The organism is Xanthomonas axonopodis pv. maculifoliigardeniae (genome assembly GCF_041519315.1).
Classification (GTDB): Bacteria; Pseudomonadota; Gammaproteobacteria; order Xanthomonadales; family Xanthomonadaceae; genus Xanthomonas; species Xanthomonas euvesicatoria.
Map to the genome: position 1 here is coordinate 2,366,774 of NZ_CP167998.1, position 19,271 is coordinate 2,386,044.

Below are 19,271 nucleotides of genomic sequence, written 5' to 3' on the forward strand. Positions count from 1 at the left end.
CCCATGCGATTTGTGCTCGATTTCCTGCGCACCCGCCACGTCGCCAGTGCTGCCGTCCTCGCGCTGTTGGCCATGCTCGTCTGGGTCGGCGGCCCCTATCTCAGCGTGGGCCGCATGCAGCCGCTGGCCAGCGTGAGCGGCCGCCTGCTGGCCGTGGCCGTGCTGCTGCTGGTGTGGGCGGGGTGGCGCTACCTGCGTTGGCGCCACGACAACGCCAAGCAGCAGCGCCTAGCCGGCGAACTGGTCGGGCAGGGCGCCAGCGCCGAGGACGCCAGCGGCAACGACAGCCGCGCACGCGCAGCGCAGGAGCAGGTCCGCCTGCGTGCGCGTTTCGCCGAGGCGATGGCGGTGCTGCGGCGGCGCCGTCGCAACGGTCCCGGCCTGCACGTGCTGCCCTGGTATCTGCTGATCGGCGCGCCCGGTTCCGGCAAGAGCACCTTGCTGCAGTCTTCCGGCCTGGAGTTTCCACTCAAGGAACATGGCAACCACGCAGCACTGGAAGGCGTTGGCGGTACGCGCAACTGCGATTGGTGGTTCGCCGACCAGGCGGTGTTCCTCGACAGCGCCGGGCGCTATACCACCCAGGATTCGGACGCCATCGCCGATGCCGGTGCCTGGCACGGCTTTCTGGACCTGCTGCGGCGGCATCGACGGCAGCCGTTGAATGGCGTCATCGTGACCGTGAGCGTGGCCGAGTTGCTGGAGCTCGATGGCGATGCCGGTCTGTCGCATGCGCGCGCGGTGCGTCATCGGCTGGACGAACTGGTCGACAAACTGCGCGCCCGCGTGCCGGTCTACCTGGTCGTGACCAAATGCGACCTGGTGTCGGGCTTTGCCGAGTTCTTCGCCGATCTGGATGCCGCCGGACGCGCGCAGGTGTGGGGAGTGTCGTTCCCACAGGCGCAGGCCGCCGGTGACACCGATCCGTTGACGCTGTTCCCCACCGAGCTCGAACGCCTGCTGGAGCGGATCGATCAGCGCGTGCTGGAGCGCCTGCACCGGGCGCGCGATGCACGCGAGCGTGCCGCGGTGCTGTCCTTTCCACAGCAGTTGCGGCTGCTGCAACCGGCGCTGATGGAGTTCGTGCAGACCGCGTTCGGCCGCCATGGCTATGCCGGCCAGCCGTGGCTGCGTGGTGTCTATCTGAGTTCGGGGACGCAGCAAGGCCATCCGATCGACCGCGTCATCTCGGCAGTGGCGCGACACTTCGGCGTCGCCGCTGCCGGCCTGCCGCCGGCCATCAGCGCGCCACGCAGTTACTTCCTGCCACGCTTGCTAAACGACGTCGTCTTCGCCGAGGCGGGCCTGGCCGGCAGCCAACCCGGCAGCGCGCAGCGCCGTCGGTTGCTGCAGCTGGCCTGCTGGGCCGTGCTGACCGCCACCACCCTGGGCGTGCTGTCGGGCATGGCCGGCAGTTACGCCCGCAACGTGCAACTGATCGGGCAGGTGCGCGATGCGCTCGACGCCTATCCTGCCGGCGCGCTGCCTGCCGATGCCGGCGAGGCCGCCTTCTATGCCAAGGCCTTGCAGCGTTTCGACGCGCTGGCGCGCGCGCGCGATGTGGCACTGCCACCGGGTCAGTCGATCCCGTGGTCGCGACGCTTCGGTCTGCACCAGGGCAGCGCTTTGGCGCGCGATGTGCAGGACGCCTATCTGCGCGACCTCAATGGCGCGTTGCTGCCGGCATTGGCGCAATCGCTGCGACGCAAGCTGGAGCAGGCCAGCAACGATCCGCAACGCTTGTATCCGCTGCTGAAGGGCTACCTGATGCTGGGCGACCCGGCGCGCCGCGACGTCCTGCATCTGGCCACGCTGGCAGGCACGGTCTGGCGGCAGATATTTCCCGACGATGCGTCGGTGCGTGCGGGATTGAACCGGCATCTGCGCGCCCTGCTGGGTCCGGTGGACGGTGCCCGCGCGCTCGCGCTGGATCGGCAGCAGATCGAACAGACACGGGCGAGCCTGCGAACCGCCGAACTGCCGGCATTGGTCTACGGTGGCCTCAAGCTGACGCAACCCGGCGTCGATGCCGGCCAGGCGCCACGTCTGGATCGCCGCCTGGGCCTGTTGGGCGATGTCTTCGAACGCCGCAGTGGCCTGCCGTTGTCTGCGCCATTGCCGCCGCTGTTTACCCGCCAGGCGTTCCAGGCACAGACCGGTGGCGGCATCGCGCGTGGTGTGCAGCAGTTCCTCGCCGACGATTGGGTACTGGGCACGGCACCGCTGGACCCGCTGGCGCGTTCGCAGCTGGAGCGCCAGGTATTGGCGCTGTATCAGCGCGATTACATCGCTGCCTGGGACAGCCTGCTGGCCGACCTGGTGCTGCGGCCGGTCGCCCAGACCGGGCAGGCGAGTGCGGTGGCCGCCAAGCTGGGCGGGCCGGCATCGCCGTTGAAGGCCTTGCTGGTGCTGCTGCGCGAACACACCCACGCACTGGGGCGCACGCCACCGGCCAAGGGCGGTGCGAGTGCTGCAGCGGGTGGAGAGGCCACCGCCGCGGCCGAGCCCGATGTGGCGGCCGACCCGATCGAACGCCATTTCGAGCCGCTCAACCGCTTGCTCGATGGCGGCCCGGGCGCCAGCGCGCTGGACGAAACCCTGGCCGCGCTGACCCAGATGAGCCGTACGCTGTTGGGCGCTGCTGCCGGCGTTGCCGCCGACCAGAACGATCCGGCGTTGCTGATCGCCGCGCAACAGGCCGAACAATTGCCGCCGCCGCTGGGAAACTGGATGGCGACCCTATCCGGCCGCGGCCGCGCATTGACTGCCAGCAGCGCCGGCGAGGCGCTACGCAACGCGCAGCGGCAGACGGCCGGACGCGAGTGCGCGCTGCTGGTGAGCGGGCGCTTTCCGTTCGTGCCGGGCAGCCGCAACGACATCCCGTTGCGCGACTTCGCCGAACTGTTCGGACCCGGCGGGCGCATGGACCGCTTTGCGCAGCAATCCTTGCTCGGCAAGGTCGATACCAGCGGGCGCCGCTGGCAATGGAATCCGGGCATGGCGGCGGTCGGTGCCGACGACGTGCTGGAGCGCGCGCAACTGGCCGACGAGATCAAGCAAGCGTTCTTCGCGGGCGGCGGCGCGCAGCCGCAGGTCGCCTTCACTGTCTCGATCCCACTGCAGGCGTCAATCAGCCGGCTGCAACTGGAGGTGGATGGGCAAACCCTGGACGTGCGCGAGGGCGCGCGTGCCAGCCAGTCGATGACCTGGCCCGGACCCAATCCGGGCCTGGTGCGTGTCGCGGCGTGGGACGCCAGCGGGCAGGCCTTGCCGGTGCTCGAATACCGCGGTCCCTGGGCCTGGTTTCGGGCGCTGCAGGCCGGGCGGCTGCGCCGCAGCGGCGATCTGGATTACACCGCCAGCCTCGCCCTGGGCAGCGCCACGGTGCGGCTGGACGTCCAGCCGGCGAGCCTGCGGCATCCCTTTGCGGCGTCGGCCGTGCAGCGGTTCAGTTGCCCATGAGCGCCGTGCAATGCCCGCCGGGCTTCTACGGCAAGCTGCCCGCGGTTGGCGATTTCGTGCATCGGCGCTTGCCGGAGAGCTTTGTCGACCCATGGCATGTGGCGATGCAGGACGTGCTGTCTGCCGCAGGGGCAGTGAGCAGGGCGCCTGAGGGCCAGGCACCGGTGTGGCGCTTCGTGCTGCCGACGGGCCTCGCTGGGACGGCCGCATGGGCCGGGGCGATGCGTGCCAGCGTCGATCGCGTCGGCCGCGCCTTTCCCCTGGTCATCGCCGCACCGCTGCCTGCAGGCGATGCCGGTGGCACGACGGCTGCGGTCATGCCGACCTATCTACATCTGCCAACGTGGCTGGATGCTGCCGACACAGTGTTGTGCAACATCGGGGCAGAGCGACGGCAGGACGGTGCCTGGTTGGACCGCGTCTGCGTGACACTCGCACAGCAGGCGCACGACGAGACAACCATGTCGGCGTCGCCGCCGTCGCCGCCGTCGCCTGCTGGCGCAATCACCGCTGGCAGCAGCCTGTGGTGGACGGCCATGACAGGATCTGCGCCGGGTGCCTGGATGCAGTTCGCCGGCTGGCCTGCGGCCTGCCATGCACACGTCCTGCTTGGCGCATTGCAAACAGCGAACGCATGCGTTGCAGAGCACATGCAATGAGCGCCTGTTACGTGTCCGCCGGGCGTACCGAGCAAGGCAATGTCAGGCGCCAGAACGAGGATGCGATCCTGCTGCGCGACGATCTCGGTCTGTGGGCAGTGGCCGATGGGCTGGGTGGCCACAGTGCCGGCGATCTCGCCAGTCGCATGGTCGTCGATGCACTGGGCGCGTTGCGGCGCGACGGTGACCTGGCCAGCTTCGTCGACGCCATCGATGCGCGGCTGAGCCAGGTCAACCAGCAACTGCGTGCCTTGGCGCGCGCGCGGCGGGTGGACGTGATCGCCAGCACCGTGGTGGTGCTGGTGCACGACCACGACCTGCTGATGTGCGGCTGGGTGGGCGACAGCCGTGCTTATGCGTTCGAAGAAGGCCGGCTGCAGTTGCTGACCCGCGACCACGTGGCCGGCGACAAGGACGAGTTGACGCAGGTGGGACGAGCGCAGCCGGCCGGCGGTGCGCTCACCCGCGCGATCGGCGCCGACGATGCGCTGTACGTGGACTGGATGGTGCGCGCGCGCCGGCCGGGGCAGCACTACCTGCTGTGCTCGGATGGCATCAACAAGGAACTCAGCGACGATGAGATCGCCGCCCACTGCCGGCGCGAGCAGCAGCCCGCTGCGCTGGTGGCGCGCCTGTTCGATACCGCGCTCGGCCGTGCCGGGCGCGACAACGTCTCGGCCGTGGCCCTGCGCCTGGCCCCACGGAATGCTCTGCCATGACCACCCGCGATCACGACACGACCGGCCGCACCTCGCCGCCGGACGACGACCGTACCCGCGTACGACCGGCCCGCGACCTTGCCGATACGCCACCACAGCCGCCGGCTGTGGATGACGATGTCACCCGCATCGCACCGCTGACCCAGCAGCGCGCCGCGCAGGCGTCGGCGGACGCGGCGACCCGGGTCAACCCGCCAACGCACAGCGATGACAGTGCCGGCGCATCGAGCTGGCGGCGGGTCGCGCAATTGCAGGGCGAGGCCCAGGTGGGCGTGGGCATGCTGCTGAAGGCACGCTTTCTGCTGGTGCGCGAAATCGGCCGTGGCGGCATGGGCGTGGTTTACCTGGCGCGCGACGAACGCAAGGTGGAGGCACGTGACCGCCATCCCTATATCGCGGTGAAAGTGCTCAACGACGATTTTCGCCGTCATCCGGATTCGCTGATCGCACTGCAGCGCGAATCGCGTCGCGCGCAGAGCCTGGCACACGACCATATCGTGCGCGTGTACGACTTCGACAAGGACGGCGCCATCGTGTTCATGACGATGGAGTACATCGAGGGCGACGACCTGCGCGGGCTGATCCGCAGCCGGCTGGGCGAGGGCATGCCGCTGGCCGAGGCATGGCCGCTGATCGAAGGCATGGGGCGCGCCCTGCAACGCGCGCATGCGGCCGGCATCGTGCATTCGGATTTCAAGCCGGGCAACGTCATGGTCGGCGCAGGAAACGTGGCCAAGGTATTCGACTTCGGTATCGCCCGCGCCGCGAAACTGGCCGGCGCCGAATCCGGCGATGACCACACGCTGTTCGACGCCGCGACGCTGGGCGCACTGACACCTGCCTACGCCAGCCTGGAAATGTTGCGCGGCGACGAGCCGGCGTTCGCCGACGACGTCTACGCGTTCGGCTGCGTGGTGTATGAACTGCTGTCCGGCCGCCACCCGTTCGGCAAGCAATCGGCGACGCAGGCGCAGGCGCAGCAGCTGCGCGTGGCGCCGTTGTCGACGCTGAGCCGCCGGCAGAATCGCGCACTGCGCAGCAGCCTGGCGTTCGCGGCCGCGGCACGGCCGACGATGACGGTCTTGCTGGAGCAACTGCGCCCACGCAGCCGCAGCGAGCGTGTGTTGCCGTACCTGCTGGCGGGCGTGCTGTTGCTGGCCGGCGGCGCCGGTGCGGCGGTGTGGCTGCAGGTGCATGCGCAGCGGGAGAAGGTGGCCGGGGTGCTCGAGCGCTTCTCGCCACAAGCGCCGAACCGGTTCGTGCACGAGGCGCATGCACGGGCGGCATTGTGGGCGCTGGGAGATGACGACCGCCGGCGCTTGATCCTGGACCGCAGCAGCACCATCGAGGCCTTCCTGCTGAGGCGGCTGGATCACTATTGGCAGCCGGCACGCGGCCGCGAAGACTATGTGGGCGCGCAGCGTATTTTGATCCTGCGCGACCAGTGGAAGCTGTTTTCGCCACGCCTGGATGCGCGTCGCAGCGCCATGGAGCAGGAGCGCGATGGTCTACTCAACGGTCTGGACACTGCGTTGACCGGCGCAATCGACGCCGGTGCCCTGTTCGAGGATCAACCCGGCAACGTGGTCGCGCTGCTCGACCGCGTGCGCCGCCTGGCACCGGACAGCGGCCTGCTGCGGCATGCCGAACTCGAATTGCGCTACCGGCGTGGATGCGCCGATGCGCTCAGCGCAGGTCGCGTTGATGAAGCACGCCGCTGGCTCACGACCGGGCGCCGCGTGTTCCCGCATTCCACGCTGCTGCAGGAGTGCGCACACGAGCTCGACGCGGCAACCGTCACCGCGTCTGTCGCACCGTCGGTCCCGCCGGCGCCGTTGGTGGACGATGCGCAGGCCCAGCGTGCCGCGCAGATCGCCACGCGCATCGAGTCGGTGCGCACCGCAGCGGCCGCCAATGACGTCGGCAAGGTGAAGAATCAACTTGCGCAGATCGCGGCCAGCAGCCCGGAGCATCCGTTCCTGCGCAGCGAGGGTGCGCAACGGCTGACCGATGCCTATCTGGGGCTGGCACGCGGGCTTTGCCGCGAGGGACGCTGGAAAGACGCCAGCGCCGTCGTTGGGCAGGGACTGGACGCACAGGACGCGCCGCGCCTGCGTCAGGCGTTGGCGCGTTACCAGTTTGCGCTGGAGCTGGAACAGCTCGGCACCGCACTGCCTGCGCCGGCAGTGCTGCAGCGTCTGCGCGAGCGCAGGACGGCGCTGCAGGCGCAGGACGCCGACGGCTTCCGCGCCTTCCAGAGCGATGTCGCCAAGGCGGGCCGACAACGCGCGTCCTATACCGCAACACTGCTGCCGAAGCTTGAGTCGGTGGCGGCCGTGCCTGCACCGCCGGCGAAGCCGGAAGATCACTGCCGTGTCTCGGCACCGCCTGGCGGTGCGGCCCTCTGCAGCGACGAGCTCGGCAAGCACGGCCGTGGCCCTGAGCTGGTGGTGCTGCCCAAGCCCGGGCGTGCGCTGGCGATGATGCGGCGGGAAATCAGCGTGGCCGAATTCGCGGTGTTCTGCGCCGATACCAAGCGCTGCAGCGTCTCGCGCTGGACACGCAGGTCGGCGCCGGTGGACGACGTACGCCTCGCGCTGATCGGCGATTACGCCGCCTGGCTGAGCAGTGTCAGCGGCCGCAAATACCGACTGCCGCGCGATGCCGAGTGGCTGCGTGCGGCACGCGCCGGCGAGCGCGCCTGCACAGCGACCGTCTCCAACAGCTGGGGGCTGCTCGACATGGCCGGCGGCATCGCCGAGTGGGTCCAGGACGGCGAGGGCGTGGCCGTGCGCGGCAGCCAGCGCGGTGCGGCTGCCTGTATCGGCCCCGGTGCGGTGAGCTCCGACGGCGAGGCTGCGCGCGGGATCGGTGCACGCCTGGTGAGAGAACTGGAATGAACGACTGGGAAACCCGGGCCAACCTGGTCCTGCAGGACTTGAACGCGGCGCAGGCGGAGCGGCGCCTGGACCCGGCCGAGTATCGGCGGCGGCGCCTGCAATTGTTGCAATCGATCGTGCGCTCGGCAGGCCAACCGACCGAGCGCCGCCGGCGTGTCGCAGCGCCGCGCAACTTGCCGACCCCAATCGTGACGGTACGGCGCGATCGCCAGCCGCCGAACGCCCTGCAGGCGGCGTTGCGCTCGTGGAAACTGCGCTTATGGGCGGCGGTGATGCTGCTGGGCGCGGCCTGGGTGTACTGGCATGGCCTTTCTACGTTGTGACGCCCGCCATGCAGGCCGGCAACGCGGCTAGCGCGTTTGACCGACAGTCGCGAGCAGCCGCCAGGTGAGCGTGGATGGCACACAAAAACCACAGTGCAGACGTACTGCATCAGGATCCACAGCGTCGTCCACGCCCGCCCGGCGGCGGTGCGGTGGTTCTGTCAGCCGCTAATCGGAATGGTCCTGGCCCGACACCACCTGCAGCTCGTCGATCCCGCGTGGCGCCAGGTCGCGCATCAGCGCGGCAAAATCCAGGCCGACCAGCCGTTGCGCGCGCCGCAACAACAACGGCACCGGGCTGGAAGGCTCGCGCCGCGCGTAGTAATCGCACAGCTGATCGAGCATGCGGCGAACGTCGTCCGGATGCTCCAGGGCGTGCGCCCGCGGTGCGGGTGCATTGGCGCCGTCGGCGACGGATGCTGCATGCTCGGCTGGGTCGGCCGTGGAGCCGAAACGCTCGGCGACATAAGGCCGCAGGAACGCGCGCAACTCGCCCAGGTCGTGCGTCAACGGCGCCAGCTCCGGTCCATATCCCGGGGTGCGCTCGGCGAACAGGCCGGCCATCGCGGCGATATCGTCCTGCGCAGCGGCCAGGGCCGCATCCAGCTCCAGCAGCGCCTCCAGTGGACAGTCGCGCAGGCAGGCATCGATGGCGGCCGGCTCTGGCGCTTCGCTGGGGTCGTCCGCAGCGCGCTTGAGCGTGCCCTGCACGATGCGCAGATCGCGCAGCGAAAAGTGCCCAGGATGCAGTCCCTTGAACAGGCGGACGTTGCGCAGCTGCGTCAGCGTGCGCTCGCTGTCGGCCAGCGCCGCGATGGCGTTGACGCGTTCGGTCGGGTCGTTGTCCTCATCGGCATCCAGACCAGGATGGACGTCGTCCCAGAACCGCTCCAGCAGGTGCCGGAGCAGGCTGACGCCGCTGGACCAGCCCACCAGCCCGTCCTGGTGCAGGCGGGCAATGCTCAGCAAGATGCCCAGCCGCAAGTCCTTGGAGCGCAGCAACAAGTGCTCGGCGCTCTCGGCGACCTGACGCCATTCCGGCGCCTCGGGCACCAGCACGCCCGCGCCCAGTGCGCGTTCCTGACGCGGGCGCGCCAGTTCTTCCAGGCTCTGGAACTCCGGGGTGTATTCCAGGTTTGGACCGGACGGCGCCTGTGCGTCGACCGGCTGCAGTAGCTGTTCGCTGTCGATCTGCATGGCGCCGCTCACGAGACGGACAGCATGAGGTCGCCACGGCCGGCGGTGCGTCGCGCTGCCGGCGGCGCTACCGGCGCGGCGGGCGTTTCTGGAACCAGCAGTTCCAGCACGCGCTCGCGCAACCAGCGATGCGCGGCATGGCCATCGTTGCGGCGGTGCCAGGCCATTGCCAGCGCCATGTCCGGCAGCGGGAAGGGCAGGTCGAAACAGTCCAGCGGTGCATGCCCGCTCTCCGCCGCCAGCGTGGCCGGCACCGTGGCGACCATGTCGGTGCCGAGCACGATGTCGCGCGCGGTCGCGCACTGCGACACGGTCACCGCGATCTGGCGGGTGTGGCCCAACTGCTGCAGTTGCGCATCGATGGCGAGGTTGCAGGCCTGTGCGTGTGCCACCTGCACATGCGACAGCCGGCTGTAACTTGCCGCGCTCAGCGCTGCGGTACCGCGCGGATGGCCACGACGCTGCACCAGCACGTAACGTTCGTCGCGCAGGCGGCGCAGACGCAGCGCGGAAGGAACTGCCTGCGCATGATCGATCAGCAGATCCAGCTCGCCGCTTTCGAAGGCGTCCAGGCTGGTGTCGGCACCGATCTGCACGAACTCCAGGCGCATCTTCGGATTGCCCTGGGCCTGGATCGATCCCGCCAACCCCGCACCCAGCGTGCCGATCGCATCGGCGGCGGCGGCAATGCGGAAACTCGCCGAAGACGTCGACGGATCGAACGCACTGTCCTTGCCGAGCAGGCTCAGTTTGCCGATGGCTTCGCGCAGTGGCGATGCCAGTTGATCCGCACGCGGCGTGGCCACCATGCCGCGCCCGGTGTCCGAGGGCATCAGCAAGGGATCCTTGAACAGCACGCGCAACCGTGCCAGTTGCGAAGACAGTGCCGGTTGGCTCATGTGCAATCGCTGCGCTGCGTGGGTGACGTTCTTCAGCTCGAGCAATGCGTCGAGGGACACCAGAAGAGGTAAGTCGCTTGGTCGGATATTCATGTCGTGGATCGCTCGTAGTGGAATGCAGGCGGTCTGCTGCGCCTGGGCATCCGCTACGCTAGGCAGCCCGCGCTACGTTCCGGTGTCGATCCGCAGCGACTGTGTTTCATTTGTCACAGAGCAGGGGTGCCTTCATCCTGCGTTGTAACTTCTAGCGTGCGACCTAGTGCACGTTCCAGCGCCATGGCCAGCGCGCCAAGATCGAACGGCTGCGCAATGATCTCGGCGATGGCGCCGCCCAAACCCTTGCGTGTCGCCAGGCTCGTCGCACGTGTGGCCAGGATCAGCGGCAGCGTGGGTGCCGCGGCGTGCAGCGCGCCGATGGCCTGTTCGGCATCGCCGGCGCGATCGCGCTTGAGCAACACGCCATCGAAGCGCGCCGGATTGGCAGCCGCCATCGCGACGGCGGCCGGCAGCTCCAACATGCCGACCGGTTCGTGCCCGAGTGCGGCCAGCATTTCTTCCAGACGGTCGAGCTCGGCCGCGTCGTCGCACAACAACAGCAAGCTCGCATGGCGCGAGCGCGTCTTCGGCAGGGGAGCGGCCTGGGGCGCGGCTGTGATGCCCGTGCGCAGCGGCAGCTCGACCACGAAGGTCGTGCCGACACCGAGTGCGCTGTCCACGTCGATCCGCCCGTCGTGGTTATCGATGATCTTGCGAACCGTTGCCAACCCCAACCCGGTGCCGCCGCTGCGGGTAGTGAAGAACAGATCGAAGATGCGATCCAGTTGGTCGGGCGGGATGCCGATGCCGTGATCGCTCACATGCAACTGCGCGATGCGCCGGGGCGCGCCGTCGGTTGCAGTGCCTTTTCCGGCGGACAGTTGGATCGTGACCGTGCCGCGCATATCCATCGCCTGCGCAGCGTTGCTGGCCAGATTCAGAATGATCTGCTGCAGTTGTGCCGGATTGCCCAGCGCGTGCAGCGGCTCCTGCTCCTGCTGCAGGTCGATGGCCACCGTCGAGGGCAGCGAGACCGACAGCAGCGAGACCGCGCCCTGCAGCAAGGCGTTCAATTCGACCGGCTGCACGTTGTAGTTCTGCACGCGGCCGAAGCTGAGGATGGATTCGATCAGATCGTAGGCGTGGGCGGTGGTATGGCTGATCTCGAGCAGGTGCTCCGAGGCCGGCGAGTGCGGGTCCAGTTTGGACAGTGCGATCTCGGCATTACCGCGGATCGCGCCGACGATGTTGTTGAAGTTGTGCGAGATACCGCTGGCCATGGTCCCCAGCGTTTCCATCCGTCGGGCCAGTTCCAGGCGATGTTCCAGTGCCAGCGCTTCCTCTTCGAGTCGTCGCCGCTCCAGCGCATCGAACAGGGTGTCGAGCGCGATATGCAGCTGCGGCAACAGTTCGGCCACTGTCGCCAGGCCGCGATCGCGGCGCGGGGCGCGTGGCGGCAGCCGCAAGCACAGCAGCGCGACCGTCCCCGCGTCTGCGTGTTGCCGCAGGCACAGCCACTGTGCGTCGCGCACGCGTTCGGGCGTGCCCAACACGGCGACGGTGCCGTTGGCGTCGACGACCAGCACATCGCTGGCGGCGATCGGTTGGGTGGATGCCAGCGCGGCAAGCATCGCGCGGAAGGTGTCGTCCTGCGGATCGGGCCAGATCCGCGCGTCGCTGCCGACGGGGACTAGGCCCAGGCGAGCGCCTGGCAGCTTGGCCCACTTCGCCAACCGCACCAGTCCGGCCTCGATGCCGGCGTCCAGCTGATGGCGATCGTTGGCCACCAGGCGGCGCGACACCGCGACCATCAAGCGATCGAATTCCGCGCGTCGACGCAACACCCGCGCGCGTTGCCGCAGCAGCTTGCCCAGGTACAGCAAGGCGCCCAACATGACGACGGCCAATGCCAGCAACAGGAAGCGAACCTGGCGTGCAGTGGCCTGCTGGCTGGCATGCTGCTGTTGCAGATACGTCTTGAGCTGTCCATACGAGGCCAGCGAAGCGATCGGACGCATGCGGCGGATGGTGGTGTCTGTCTCCGGCAGCAGCTTCAGCAGCATGCGTCCATGCGGGAGCAGTGGCGCGCTGGTTGTGCGTTGTGCCGCTTCGTCCAGGCGTCGGCGTGCCAGTGCCACTGCATCGCCGGTCGTGTCCAGGCTCAGGCGTTGTACCGCGCTCGCCAGCATGCTCGCTGCGCGCGCCTCAGCGGGATCTTCGCCTTGCCGGATCTGCGCGCTGCTCTCGCTCCAGAAGTAGGCCAGCGAATTGGACAGCAGCGAGTTCTGCGATTTGAACAGTTCCCGCTGCAGCGATTTCTCGTTGTAGTCGGCGTCCAGCGCCGCGATCGCCCGGAACAACGCAGGGTCGTGATCGGCCAGGTGGCGCAAGTGCTGCAAGATGTCGCGTGCGCGGGCATCGCCGCTCACCAGCGAATCGTAGTCGCGCAACAGGCCAATGCGTGCCTTCAGCACGTCGTTGTCCAGATTGGTATCGACCATGTCCAGCGCGTCCAGTGCGTCCAACGCATGACCGTAACGCTGCGTGTCGCGATCCAGCGCCGCCATGCACAGGCTGAAGAAGATCAGCCCCGCCAGCAGCACGGCGCTGAAGATCGTCGCCCACCTCACGGCGCCGGCGCCGTCAACTGCCGGCCTTGGTGCTTGCCGGTCAATGTCTGCAGAAATGCGGCAATGTCGGCCACATCCGCCGGGCTCAGTGTGACGCCCAGTTGCGCCGTACCCATGGCCTTGATTGCCTGGGGCAGGGTGGTCGCGCTGCCGTCGTGGAAGTAGGGCGCGGTGGTCGCGACATTGCGCAGGCTGGGAACCCGCAGGATCGGGGTGCCATGCCGTGCGGCGGGAGCGAAGATGCCGCTGCGCTGGAACAGGTTGCCGCCCACGTTGACGCCCTGGTGGCAGGAGATGCAGCCGATCGATTTGAAGGTGGTGTAGCCGCGCAGCTCCTGTGCGCTGAGCGCAGTGTCGCTGCCTTGCAGCCAGAGATCAAAGCGACTGCCCGGCGTGACCAGCGAGCGTTCGTAGGCGGCGATGGCATCGAACAGCGCGGCCCGATCCGGTGGCCTGCCATAGGCCGCGCGAAAGCGCTGATTGAGCACCGTGTCTTGTTGCAGTCGTCCTACCACCGTCGCGATATCGGCGCGCATGACGCTGGGGTTTTCCAGCAACGACGCCGTTTGCGCTTCCGGGCTGCGGAAATTGCCGCGCCAGCCCAGGCGAAAATTTGCGGTGGCATTGAAGACGGTCGGTGTGTTGAACGCTGGCGTCGCGCGCCCGGGCATTCGGGTCATCGCATCGGCGGCAGCACCGTTGCTGGCCAGGTGATGACATGAGGTGCAGGCAACGCGATTGTCGCCCGACAGCCGGCGATCATTGAACAGCAGCGCGCCGAGTGCGACCTTGCGGCTATCCAGGCCGGTCGCTGGCTGGATGGCGTGGATGGGCTCGCCTGTGCGCACCGACGGGGCTGCAATTTCAGCTGCCGGCACGAGCGGCATGACGAGTAACGCTGCAGAAGCGAGCGCGACTTTAAGGATCGGCGCCGGCGACCAACGCCATTTGCGATGGTCTGGCCTGGCTCGCGCCGGCGGCTGTGTCATCGAGCGTGCTCGACCGGCGGCGTGAAGACATAACCGGCGCCGCGCTGGGTCACGATCAGCGTCGGCTCGCGCGGATCCTGTTCCAGCTTGCGTCGCAGGCGCAGGATCTGCACGTCGATACTGCGATCGAACACGTCCTCATGCAGACGCGTGGCACGCATCAGGTGCTCTCGGCTCAGCGCTCGTCCAGGCGCATCGACAAAGGCGCGCAACAGCGCGTATTCGCCCTTGGTCAGCGGAATGGCGGGCGTACCCGCGCGCGCCACCGTGCGGGCCTGCAAATCGAATTCCCAGGCAGCGAAGCGCACCCGGCCTTCGCCCGCATCACGCGCCACCGCCACCTTGGAGGCGATATGGCGACGCAGCACGGCGCGGATCCGTGCGGTCAGTTCATGCAGCCCGAACGGCTTGGGCAGGTAGTCGTCGGCGCCCAGCTCAAGCCCTACCACGCGATCGATTTCGTCGCGGCGATGCCCGGTCATGATGATCACCGGAATGTCGGATTCCTTGCGCAAGGCGCGCAACAAGTCCAGACCGTCTTCGTGCTTGAGCATCAGGTCCAGCAGCAGGATATCCGGTTCGCGCCGACGCAAGGCCTCGGCAACCTCGCTGCTGCTGGTGGCGACAAAAGCTTCCATGCCGTGGGAGCGGATGTGGCCCATGACGACGTGTGCCATCGCCTGGTCGTCGTCCACCACCAGCACCTTGGCGGCGGGTGCGGGACGTGCAACGGATACGTCAGAGGAGGAGGGGGAGTTGGAATGCAGCTTGATCATCGACTCTCTATCCCGGCATGACCGCGTTCGCGGACAGATTCCGAGTGTCGACCGGCTGGGGTGACCGAATCGACCGCGTTGGGGAAGTGCGTCCATGCGCGGCGTGCCACGATACGCCGTCGCGGGGACGGCATCTTCACGCACGATGCTAGGGTGTTTTTGTGTCGGCTTGCCACGTCGACGAGCGGGTGGTCACGCTCCGTGCCGTGGTCGATGACGACTTTTGTTCGATCTTGTGACCAGCCACTCGCTCTGCGACGACATGGGCGAGGGGCTGATCCCATCGCCAGCCCGATCCGACCACGAGGTTTTCGAATGAACCGCATTGTCGAGTCTGCTTCTTTCGTGGGTGGCCGTCGCCGATGGTCGGCGACGGTCCCGTTCGCTATCGACCTTGGCGTCAGCCTGTCTTGGCGCTGCTCTTGGCTTTGGAGGTGGACTTGGCTTTTGTCGCAGCACCACGCGCTGCGCGGTCGATCACTTCGGACACGGTCTGCGCCTGCGTGATGAACAGCGCGTGGCTTCCCGGCACGGTGGTGATGTCCGCGCCGATGCGCTTGGCCATGTGCAGCAGCATCGCCTGGTCGAACGCCTTGTCCTCGGTGCCGATCACAGCCCAGCTCGGTTTGCTCTTCCAGGCCGCATGGTGCAGCCGCTCGCCGAATGCGGACATCTTGATCGGCACCTGCGACGCGGCCATGAATGCAGCCTCGGCATCGCTCACATCATTGGCGAAGCCGGCCTTGAAGTTGGCCGGGCGCACGAAGCCGAAGCCGTCGGGCCGGGTGTCGATCACGAACTCCGGCGTTGGTGCGAAGCCCTGGTACAGCTGCGCGGTGGTCTCGCCGGCATCGGGCGCGAGTGCAGAGACGTAGACCAGGCCGACGACCTTGTCGTGCACGCCGGCTTCGCTGATCACCGTGCCGCCCCAGGAGTGTCCCACCAGGACCGTTGGGCCGTCTTGCTGATCGAGCGCGCGCCGGGTGGCGGCGACGTCGTCGGCCAGCGAGGTGAGCGGGTTCTGCACGATGGTCACGCGATAGCCGCGCTTGACCAGGCGCTCGTAGACGTTGCGCCAACCGGAGCCATCGGCGAAGGCGCCGTGCACCAACACGACATTGCGTGCAGCATCGGCCGGCAGCGCTTCAGTGGGGGCAGCGCCCTGGGCAGCACTCATGGTGGCGGCAGCCATGGTGGCTGTCAGCAGTAACGGGAACGGAAAGCGCATGGTGGATCTCCTTGGTTGAACGAGCGTGGGTAAACGCGTCAGACGGCTCAGAGGCGATGGGCCGCTTTGATGATGTCGGCGGCGCGTTCACCGATGACCACGCACGGGGCCATCGTGTTGCCGCTGGTGACATTGGGCAGGATCGAGGCATCGGCGATGCGCAGGCGGTCGATGCCGTGCACGCGCAGTTGGCCATCGACGACGGAGAGGGCATCGCGGCCCATTCGCGCCGTGCACCCCTGGTGCCAGAAGGTGATGGCGGAGTTGCGCAGGTATTGGTCCATCTCCGCACCCGAGAGCGGCCCGGGCATCGCTTCGCGCTTCAGTAATGCGTCGAACGCCGGTGCATGGGCAAGCTCCCGGGCAATGGCGACGCTGGCACGCGCCGCCCGTAGATCGTCGGGGTGGGAGAGCGTGTTGGCGTGGATGCGCAGCGGCGCGCCCGGATCGCTACCGGTCAGGTGCAAGCTGCCGCGGCTCTTGGGATGCGACAGTCCGGCGAACACCATCCAGCCGTGGTCCGGCACGCCCATGTGCGCGGTTTCGGGCGTAGCCACCGGAAATTCCAGCTGGCAGTGGAACACGTCCGGTAGCTGCAACGCCGGGTCGGTCTTCCAATAGAGCGTGGCTTCCGAGCCGCCATACTGCGCAGCGATCGGCGCCCTGGATTCGAAGATGCAGCCGAAGGCCACATGGTCCTGGTGGTTGCGGCCAACGCCCGGCAAATGCTGGACGACGTGGATGCCATGGGGACGCAGTTCCGATTCGGGGCCGAGCCCGGACTGCATCAGCAGCTTGGGTGTATTGATCGCGCCCAGCGACACCACCACCTCGCGGTCGGCCATGAACCGTTGGCGACGATCGCCAACGATCGCTTCCACGCCCACCACCGAGTGGCCGTCGAACAGCAGTCGGCTCACCTGCGTCTGCAGCAGCACGGTCAGGTTCGGCTGGTGGCGCTTGGGCCACACGTAAGCGCGAAAGATCGACGCGCGGCTGCCGTCCTTGACGATCAGTTCGGTCAAGGCGACGCCGCCGCGGCCTTCCATCATCTCGCCATTGGGACTATCGAACGTCGGCAGGCCGGTCGATGCGGCGGCCTCGACCATGGCGCTGGCAACCGGATGCGGATCGCGTGCGGTTTCGACATGGACCGGGCCACCGCTCCCGCGTCGCAGCGGATCGGCAATGCCCTGCCAGTCTTCGATGCGGCGGTAGACATCCAGCACCGAGCGATAGCTCCAGCCCTCGTCGCCGGCCTCCTGCGCAAAGCTGTCCCAATCCGCCTGGTGGCCGCGTGCCCACACCATCACGTTGATGGCCGAACCACCGCCCGCCACCTTGCCCATGTTGAGCGGAATCGCGCGATCGTTCAGATGCGGATTGGGCTCGGCAACGAATTGCCAATCGCGCTCGGAGCCAAGATTGAGCGGCCATTGGGTCGGGGTCATCACCTCCGGAACCTCATCGCTGCCGCCAGCTTCGAGCAGCAGAACCTCGACCTGCGGATTTTCTGCCAGCCGCGCGGCGAGAGCGCTGCCGGCGGGGCCTGCGCCGCAGACGATGAAGTCGTAATGACGTGTCAGTTGCGGTGTATCGGCCGTCAATCGGAGTGGATCGAAAATCATTGGCATCTCTTGAATCCGGTAGAGAAGCGGCAACGCAGTGCCTTTGCGCTTCCGAAAAGGGTGGGGGATGCATGCATGGCGCAAGCCAGCACGGCGCGATCCTGTCGACTCGGCGCATGCGCCAGGCAATTCCTGCGCTAGAGCGATCAAGGACTCTTGATGGCGGCAGCACGGCCAAGGCACAAAGGCGCGGCATCACGCCGCATGTCGATGCCGCTTCGGATACTGCAAGCGCACCACGACAGGTCGGCCGCAGCAGTATCTGCACTGCGCGTGCCGAGCGATATTCGATATTCATCGTATGAAGCGCGAGGCGTACGGTATAGCGCGCGTTACTCCAAAGGGGTAAATCGACCGCGCGACTTCCGGGCGATGCGACATCCTTTGCGTGCGCACTACCATGCGCGTCCGCTGCAATGCCGCTGCCATCGGAAAAGAGGCGCACGTGCGGCCCGCCTTGTCGCACAGCCCTACAGGCTGTCTTAGTGCTCGCGTCGTTTCCAGGTCGACACGCGTTCGCCGCTGGTATCCCTCTGGCTCTTACCGACGGTGCATGCAGCACTGTCCAATCGAAGTGGATTCCCTCGCATTCCGCCACACGAGATGATCATGCAGCAACCTCTGAAATGTACGAGCGCCGAACTGCAGGCCAACCCCCAGATCGTATTCGCACGCTTGCGTCCGCTGACGCCCGTCCTGCAGCGCGACGACGGACTCTATGTCGCCTTACGTGCGCAGGATGTGCAGCAGCTGCTCGTCGACCCGCGAACCAGGCAGATGGAAACCGAGATCGCCACCGCGCGCGGTGTCACCGATGGTCCCTTGCTCGAGTTCCTGAAGCACACCATGGTGCTGAGCAATGGAACGGCACATCGGAACCGGCGCCTACCGCTCGTTCAGGCATTTGCGTCGCGCTTCGTCCAGGACGTACGCCCCTACGCGCGTCGCGTTGCCGAACAACTGATCGATGCGCGCTACGACGCGGGCGCAATGGACGTCATCGGCGACTTCGCAAGCTGGCTTCCTGCGCGTGTCATTTGCCACATCCTGGGATTGCCCGAGACGGATATCCCGGACTTCACCCGTTGCGTTTACAGCGTGTCACGCGCGTTCAATTCCACCTTTACCCCTGGCGAAGTCCCCGAGCTACAGCAAGCTTCAGGCGAGCTCGATGCCTATGTGCGGGGCTTGATCGCCCACCGTCGGCGTCACCCGCGCGAGGACTTCATCACCAGCTACATTGCTGCCAGCGATGCATCCGGGCAGCTCTCCCAGACCGAAGTCGTGGCGCAATTGATGTCCATCCTGCTCGCCGGGAGCGACACCACGCGCAGTGCACTTGCAATCCAGACCTCGCTCTTACTGCAGCATCCGGAGCAGTGGCAAGCGGTCTGCAGCGACTCAGCATTGATTCCGGCGGCAGTACGCGAATGCCTGCGTTATCAGCCGGCTGTGGCATCGGTGCCGCGTATCACGTTAGAGGACATCGTGCTGGATGACACCTTGGTGCCTGCAGGAAAGATCCTGTCTTTGTCCACGCTATCTGCGCTACGCGACCCGGCGCTGTATGCGGAACCGGAGCGCTTTGACATTCATCGCACTGACGCTCCCAAGCGCCAACTCGTATTCGGCGGTGGTGTCCATCGCTGTCTCGGTGAGGCATTGGCCATGATCGAGCTTGAAGAAGGCCTGGCTGCAATGGCGCAACGGCTACCGGACATGCGACTCGACGGCAATCCGGTCGTGGTCCAGGGTGGGTTCGGCATTCGGACCGCGCAAGACTTCCGCGTCAGCTGGGGCAGTGCCCGGACGGGTTGACGCATCG

At 67.3% G+C, this 19,271-nt stretch carries 13 protein-coding genes and 1 other RNA gene; 6 read left to right on the plus strand and 8 right to left on the minus strand.

Annotated features, from left to right (window positions below):
* The first annotated feature begins 3 nt into the window (after positions 1 to 3).
* Genes tssM through ACDH77_RS10295 form a run of 5 tightly spaced genes read left to right on the plus strand, consistent with a single transcriptional unit; the run spans position 4 to position 8,063 of the window.
* The gene (tssM, locus tag ACDH77_RS10275) at positions 4 to 3,462 is read left to right on the plus strand and encodes a type VI secretion system membrane subunit TssM (protein WP_372353865.1); all 3,459 of its coding nucleotides are present in this window, start codon (positions 4 to 6) and stop codon (positions 3,460 to 3,462) included.
* Positions 3,459 to 4,121 (plus strand): type VI secretion system-associated protein TagF, encoded by a 663-nt coding sequence (gene tagF, locus ACDH77_RS10280; RefSeq protein ID WP_031422703.1) that lies wholly within the window; start codon positions 3,459 to 3,461, stop codon positions 4,119 to 4,121. The genes tssM and tagF overlap by 4 nt, the downstream gene beginning before the upstream one ends.
* Positions 4,118 to 4,840 (plus strand): PP2C family serine/threonine-protein phosphatase, encoded by a 723-nt coding sequence (locus ACDH77_RS10285; RefSeq protein WP_057681773.1) that lies wholly within the window; start codon positions 4,118 to 4,120, stop codon positions 4,838 to 4,840. Before tagF ends, ACDH77_RS10285 begins: the two co-directional genes overlap by 4 nt.
* Complete coding sequence (locus tag ACDH77_RS10290) at positions 4,837 to 7,740, plus strand: bifunctional serine/threonine-protein kinase/formylglycine-generating enzyme family protein (protein WP_372353866.1); 2,904 nt, start codon at positions 4,837 to 4,839, stop codon at positions 7,738 to 7,740. Before ACDH77_RS10285 ends, ACDH77_RS10290 begins: the two co-directional genes overlap by 4 nt.
* Positions 7,737 to 8,063, plus strand: a complete 327-nt coding sequence (locus ACDH77_RS10295; RefSeq protein ID WP_008575757.1) for a hypothetical protein — start codon at positions 7,737 to 7,739, stop codon at positions 8,061 to 8,063. The genes ACDH77_RS10290 and ACDH77_RS10295 overlap by 4 nt, the downstream gene beginning before the upstream one ends.
* Before the next feature lie 25 nt (positions 8,064 to 8,088).
* Here the strand turns inward: ACDH77_RS10295 and ACDH77_RS10300 are convergent.
* The 8 genes from ACDH77_RS10300 to ACDH77_RS10335 form a co-directional block, all read right to left on the minus strand.
* Positions 8,089 to 8,173: non-coding RNA, sX9 sRNA (locus tag ACDH77_RS10300), on the minus strand.
* A 58-nt stretch (positions 8,174 to 8,231) separates the two neighbouring features.
* Positions 8,232 to 9,260: a type VI secretion system protein TssA gene (gene tssA / locus ACDH77_RS10305; protein WP_209262100.1), complete on the minus strand. Its 1,029-nt coding sequence runs from the start codon at positions 9,258 to 9,260 to the stop codon at positions 8,232 to 8,234.
* A gap of 8 nt (positions 9,261 to 9,268) precedes the next feature.
* Positions 9,269 to 10,252 carry a LysR family transcriptional regulator gene (locus ACDH77_RS10310; RefSeq protein ID WP_008575755.1) on the minus strand — a complete coding sequence of 328 codons (984 nt, stop codon included), beginning with the start codon at positions 10,250 to 10,252 and terminating at the stop codon, positions 9,269 to 9,271.
* A 113-nt stretch (positions 10,253 to 10,365) separates the two neighbouring features.
* Complete coding sequence (locus ACDH77_RS10315) at positions 10,366 to 12,798, minus strand: two-component system VirA-like sensor kinase (protein ID WP_071118091.1); 2,433 nt, start codon at positions 12,796 to 12,798, stop codon at positions 10,366 to 10,368.
* A gap of 23 nt (positions 12,799 to 12,821) precedes the next feature.
* Positions 12,822 to 13,814 (minus strand): cytochrome-c peroxidase, encoded by a 993-nt coding sequence (locus ACDH77_RS10320; protein WP_014090210.1) that lies wholly within the window; start codon positions 13,812 to 13,814, stop codon positions 12,822 to 12,824.
* Positions 13,811 to 14,590: a response regulator gene (locus ACDH77_RS10325; RefSeq protein ID WP_008575747.1), complete on the minus strand. Its 780-nt coding sequence runs from the start codon at positions 14,588 to 14,590 to the stop codon at positions 13,811 to 13,813. The genes ACDH77_RS10320 and ACDH77_RS10325 overlap by 4 nt, the downstream gene beginning before the upstream one ends.
* Before the next feature lie 400 nt (positions 14,591 to 14,990).
* The gene (locus ACDH77_RS10330) at positions 14,991 to 15,818 is read right to left on the minus strand and encodes an alpha/beta fold hydrolase (RefSeq protein WP_372353867.1); all 828 of its coding nucleotides are present in this window, start codon (positions 15,816 to 15,818) and stop codon (positions 14,991 to 14,993) included.
* A 47-nt stretch (positions 15,819 to 15,865) separates the two neighbouring features.
* Positions 15,866 to 17,452, minus strand: coding sequence for a GMC family oxidoreductase (locus ACDH77_RS10335; protein WP_057681768.1), 1,587 nt, complete (start codon positions 17,450 to 17,452; stop codon positions 15,866 to 15,868).
* Between the two features lie 603 nt (positions 17,453 to 18,055).
* Between ACDH77_RS10335 and ACDH77_RS10340 the strand changes: the two genes are divergently transcribed.
* On the plus strand, positions 18,056 to 19,264 hold the full coding sequence (locus tag ACDH77_RS10340; RefSeq protein ID WP_228737895.1) for a cytochrome P450: 1,209 nt from the start codon (positions 18,056 to 18,058) through the stop codon (positions 19,262 to 19,264).
* The last annotated feature ends 7 nt before the right edge of the window (positions 19,265 to 19,271 follow it).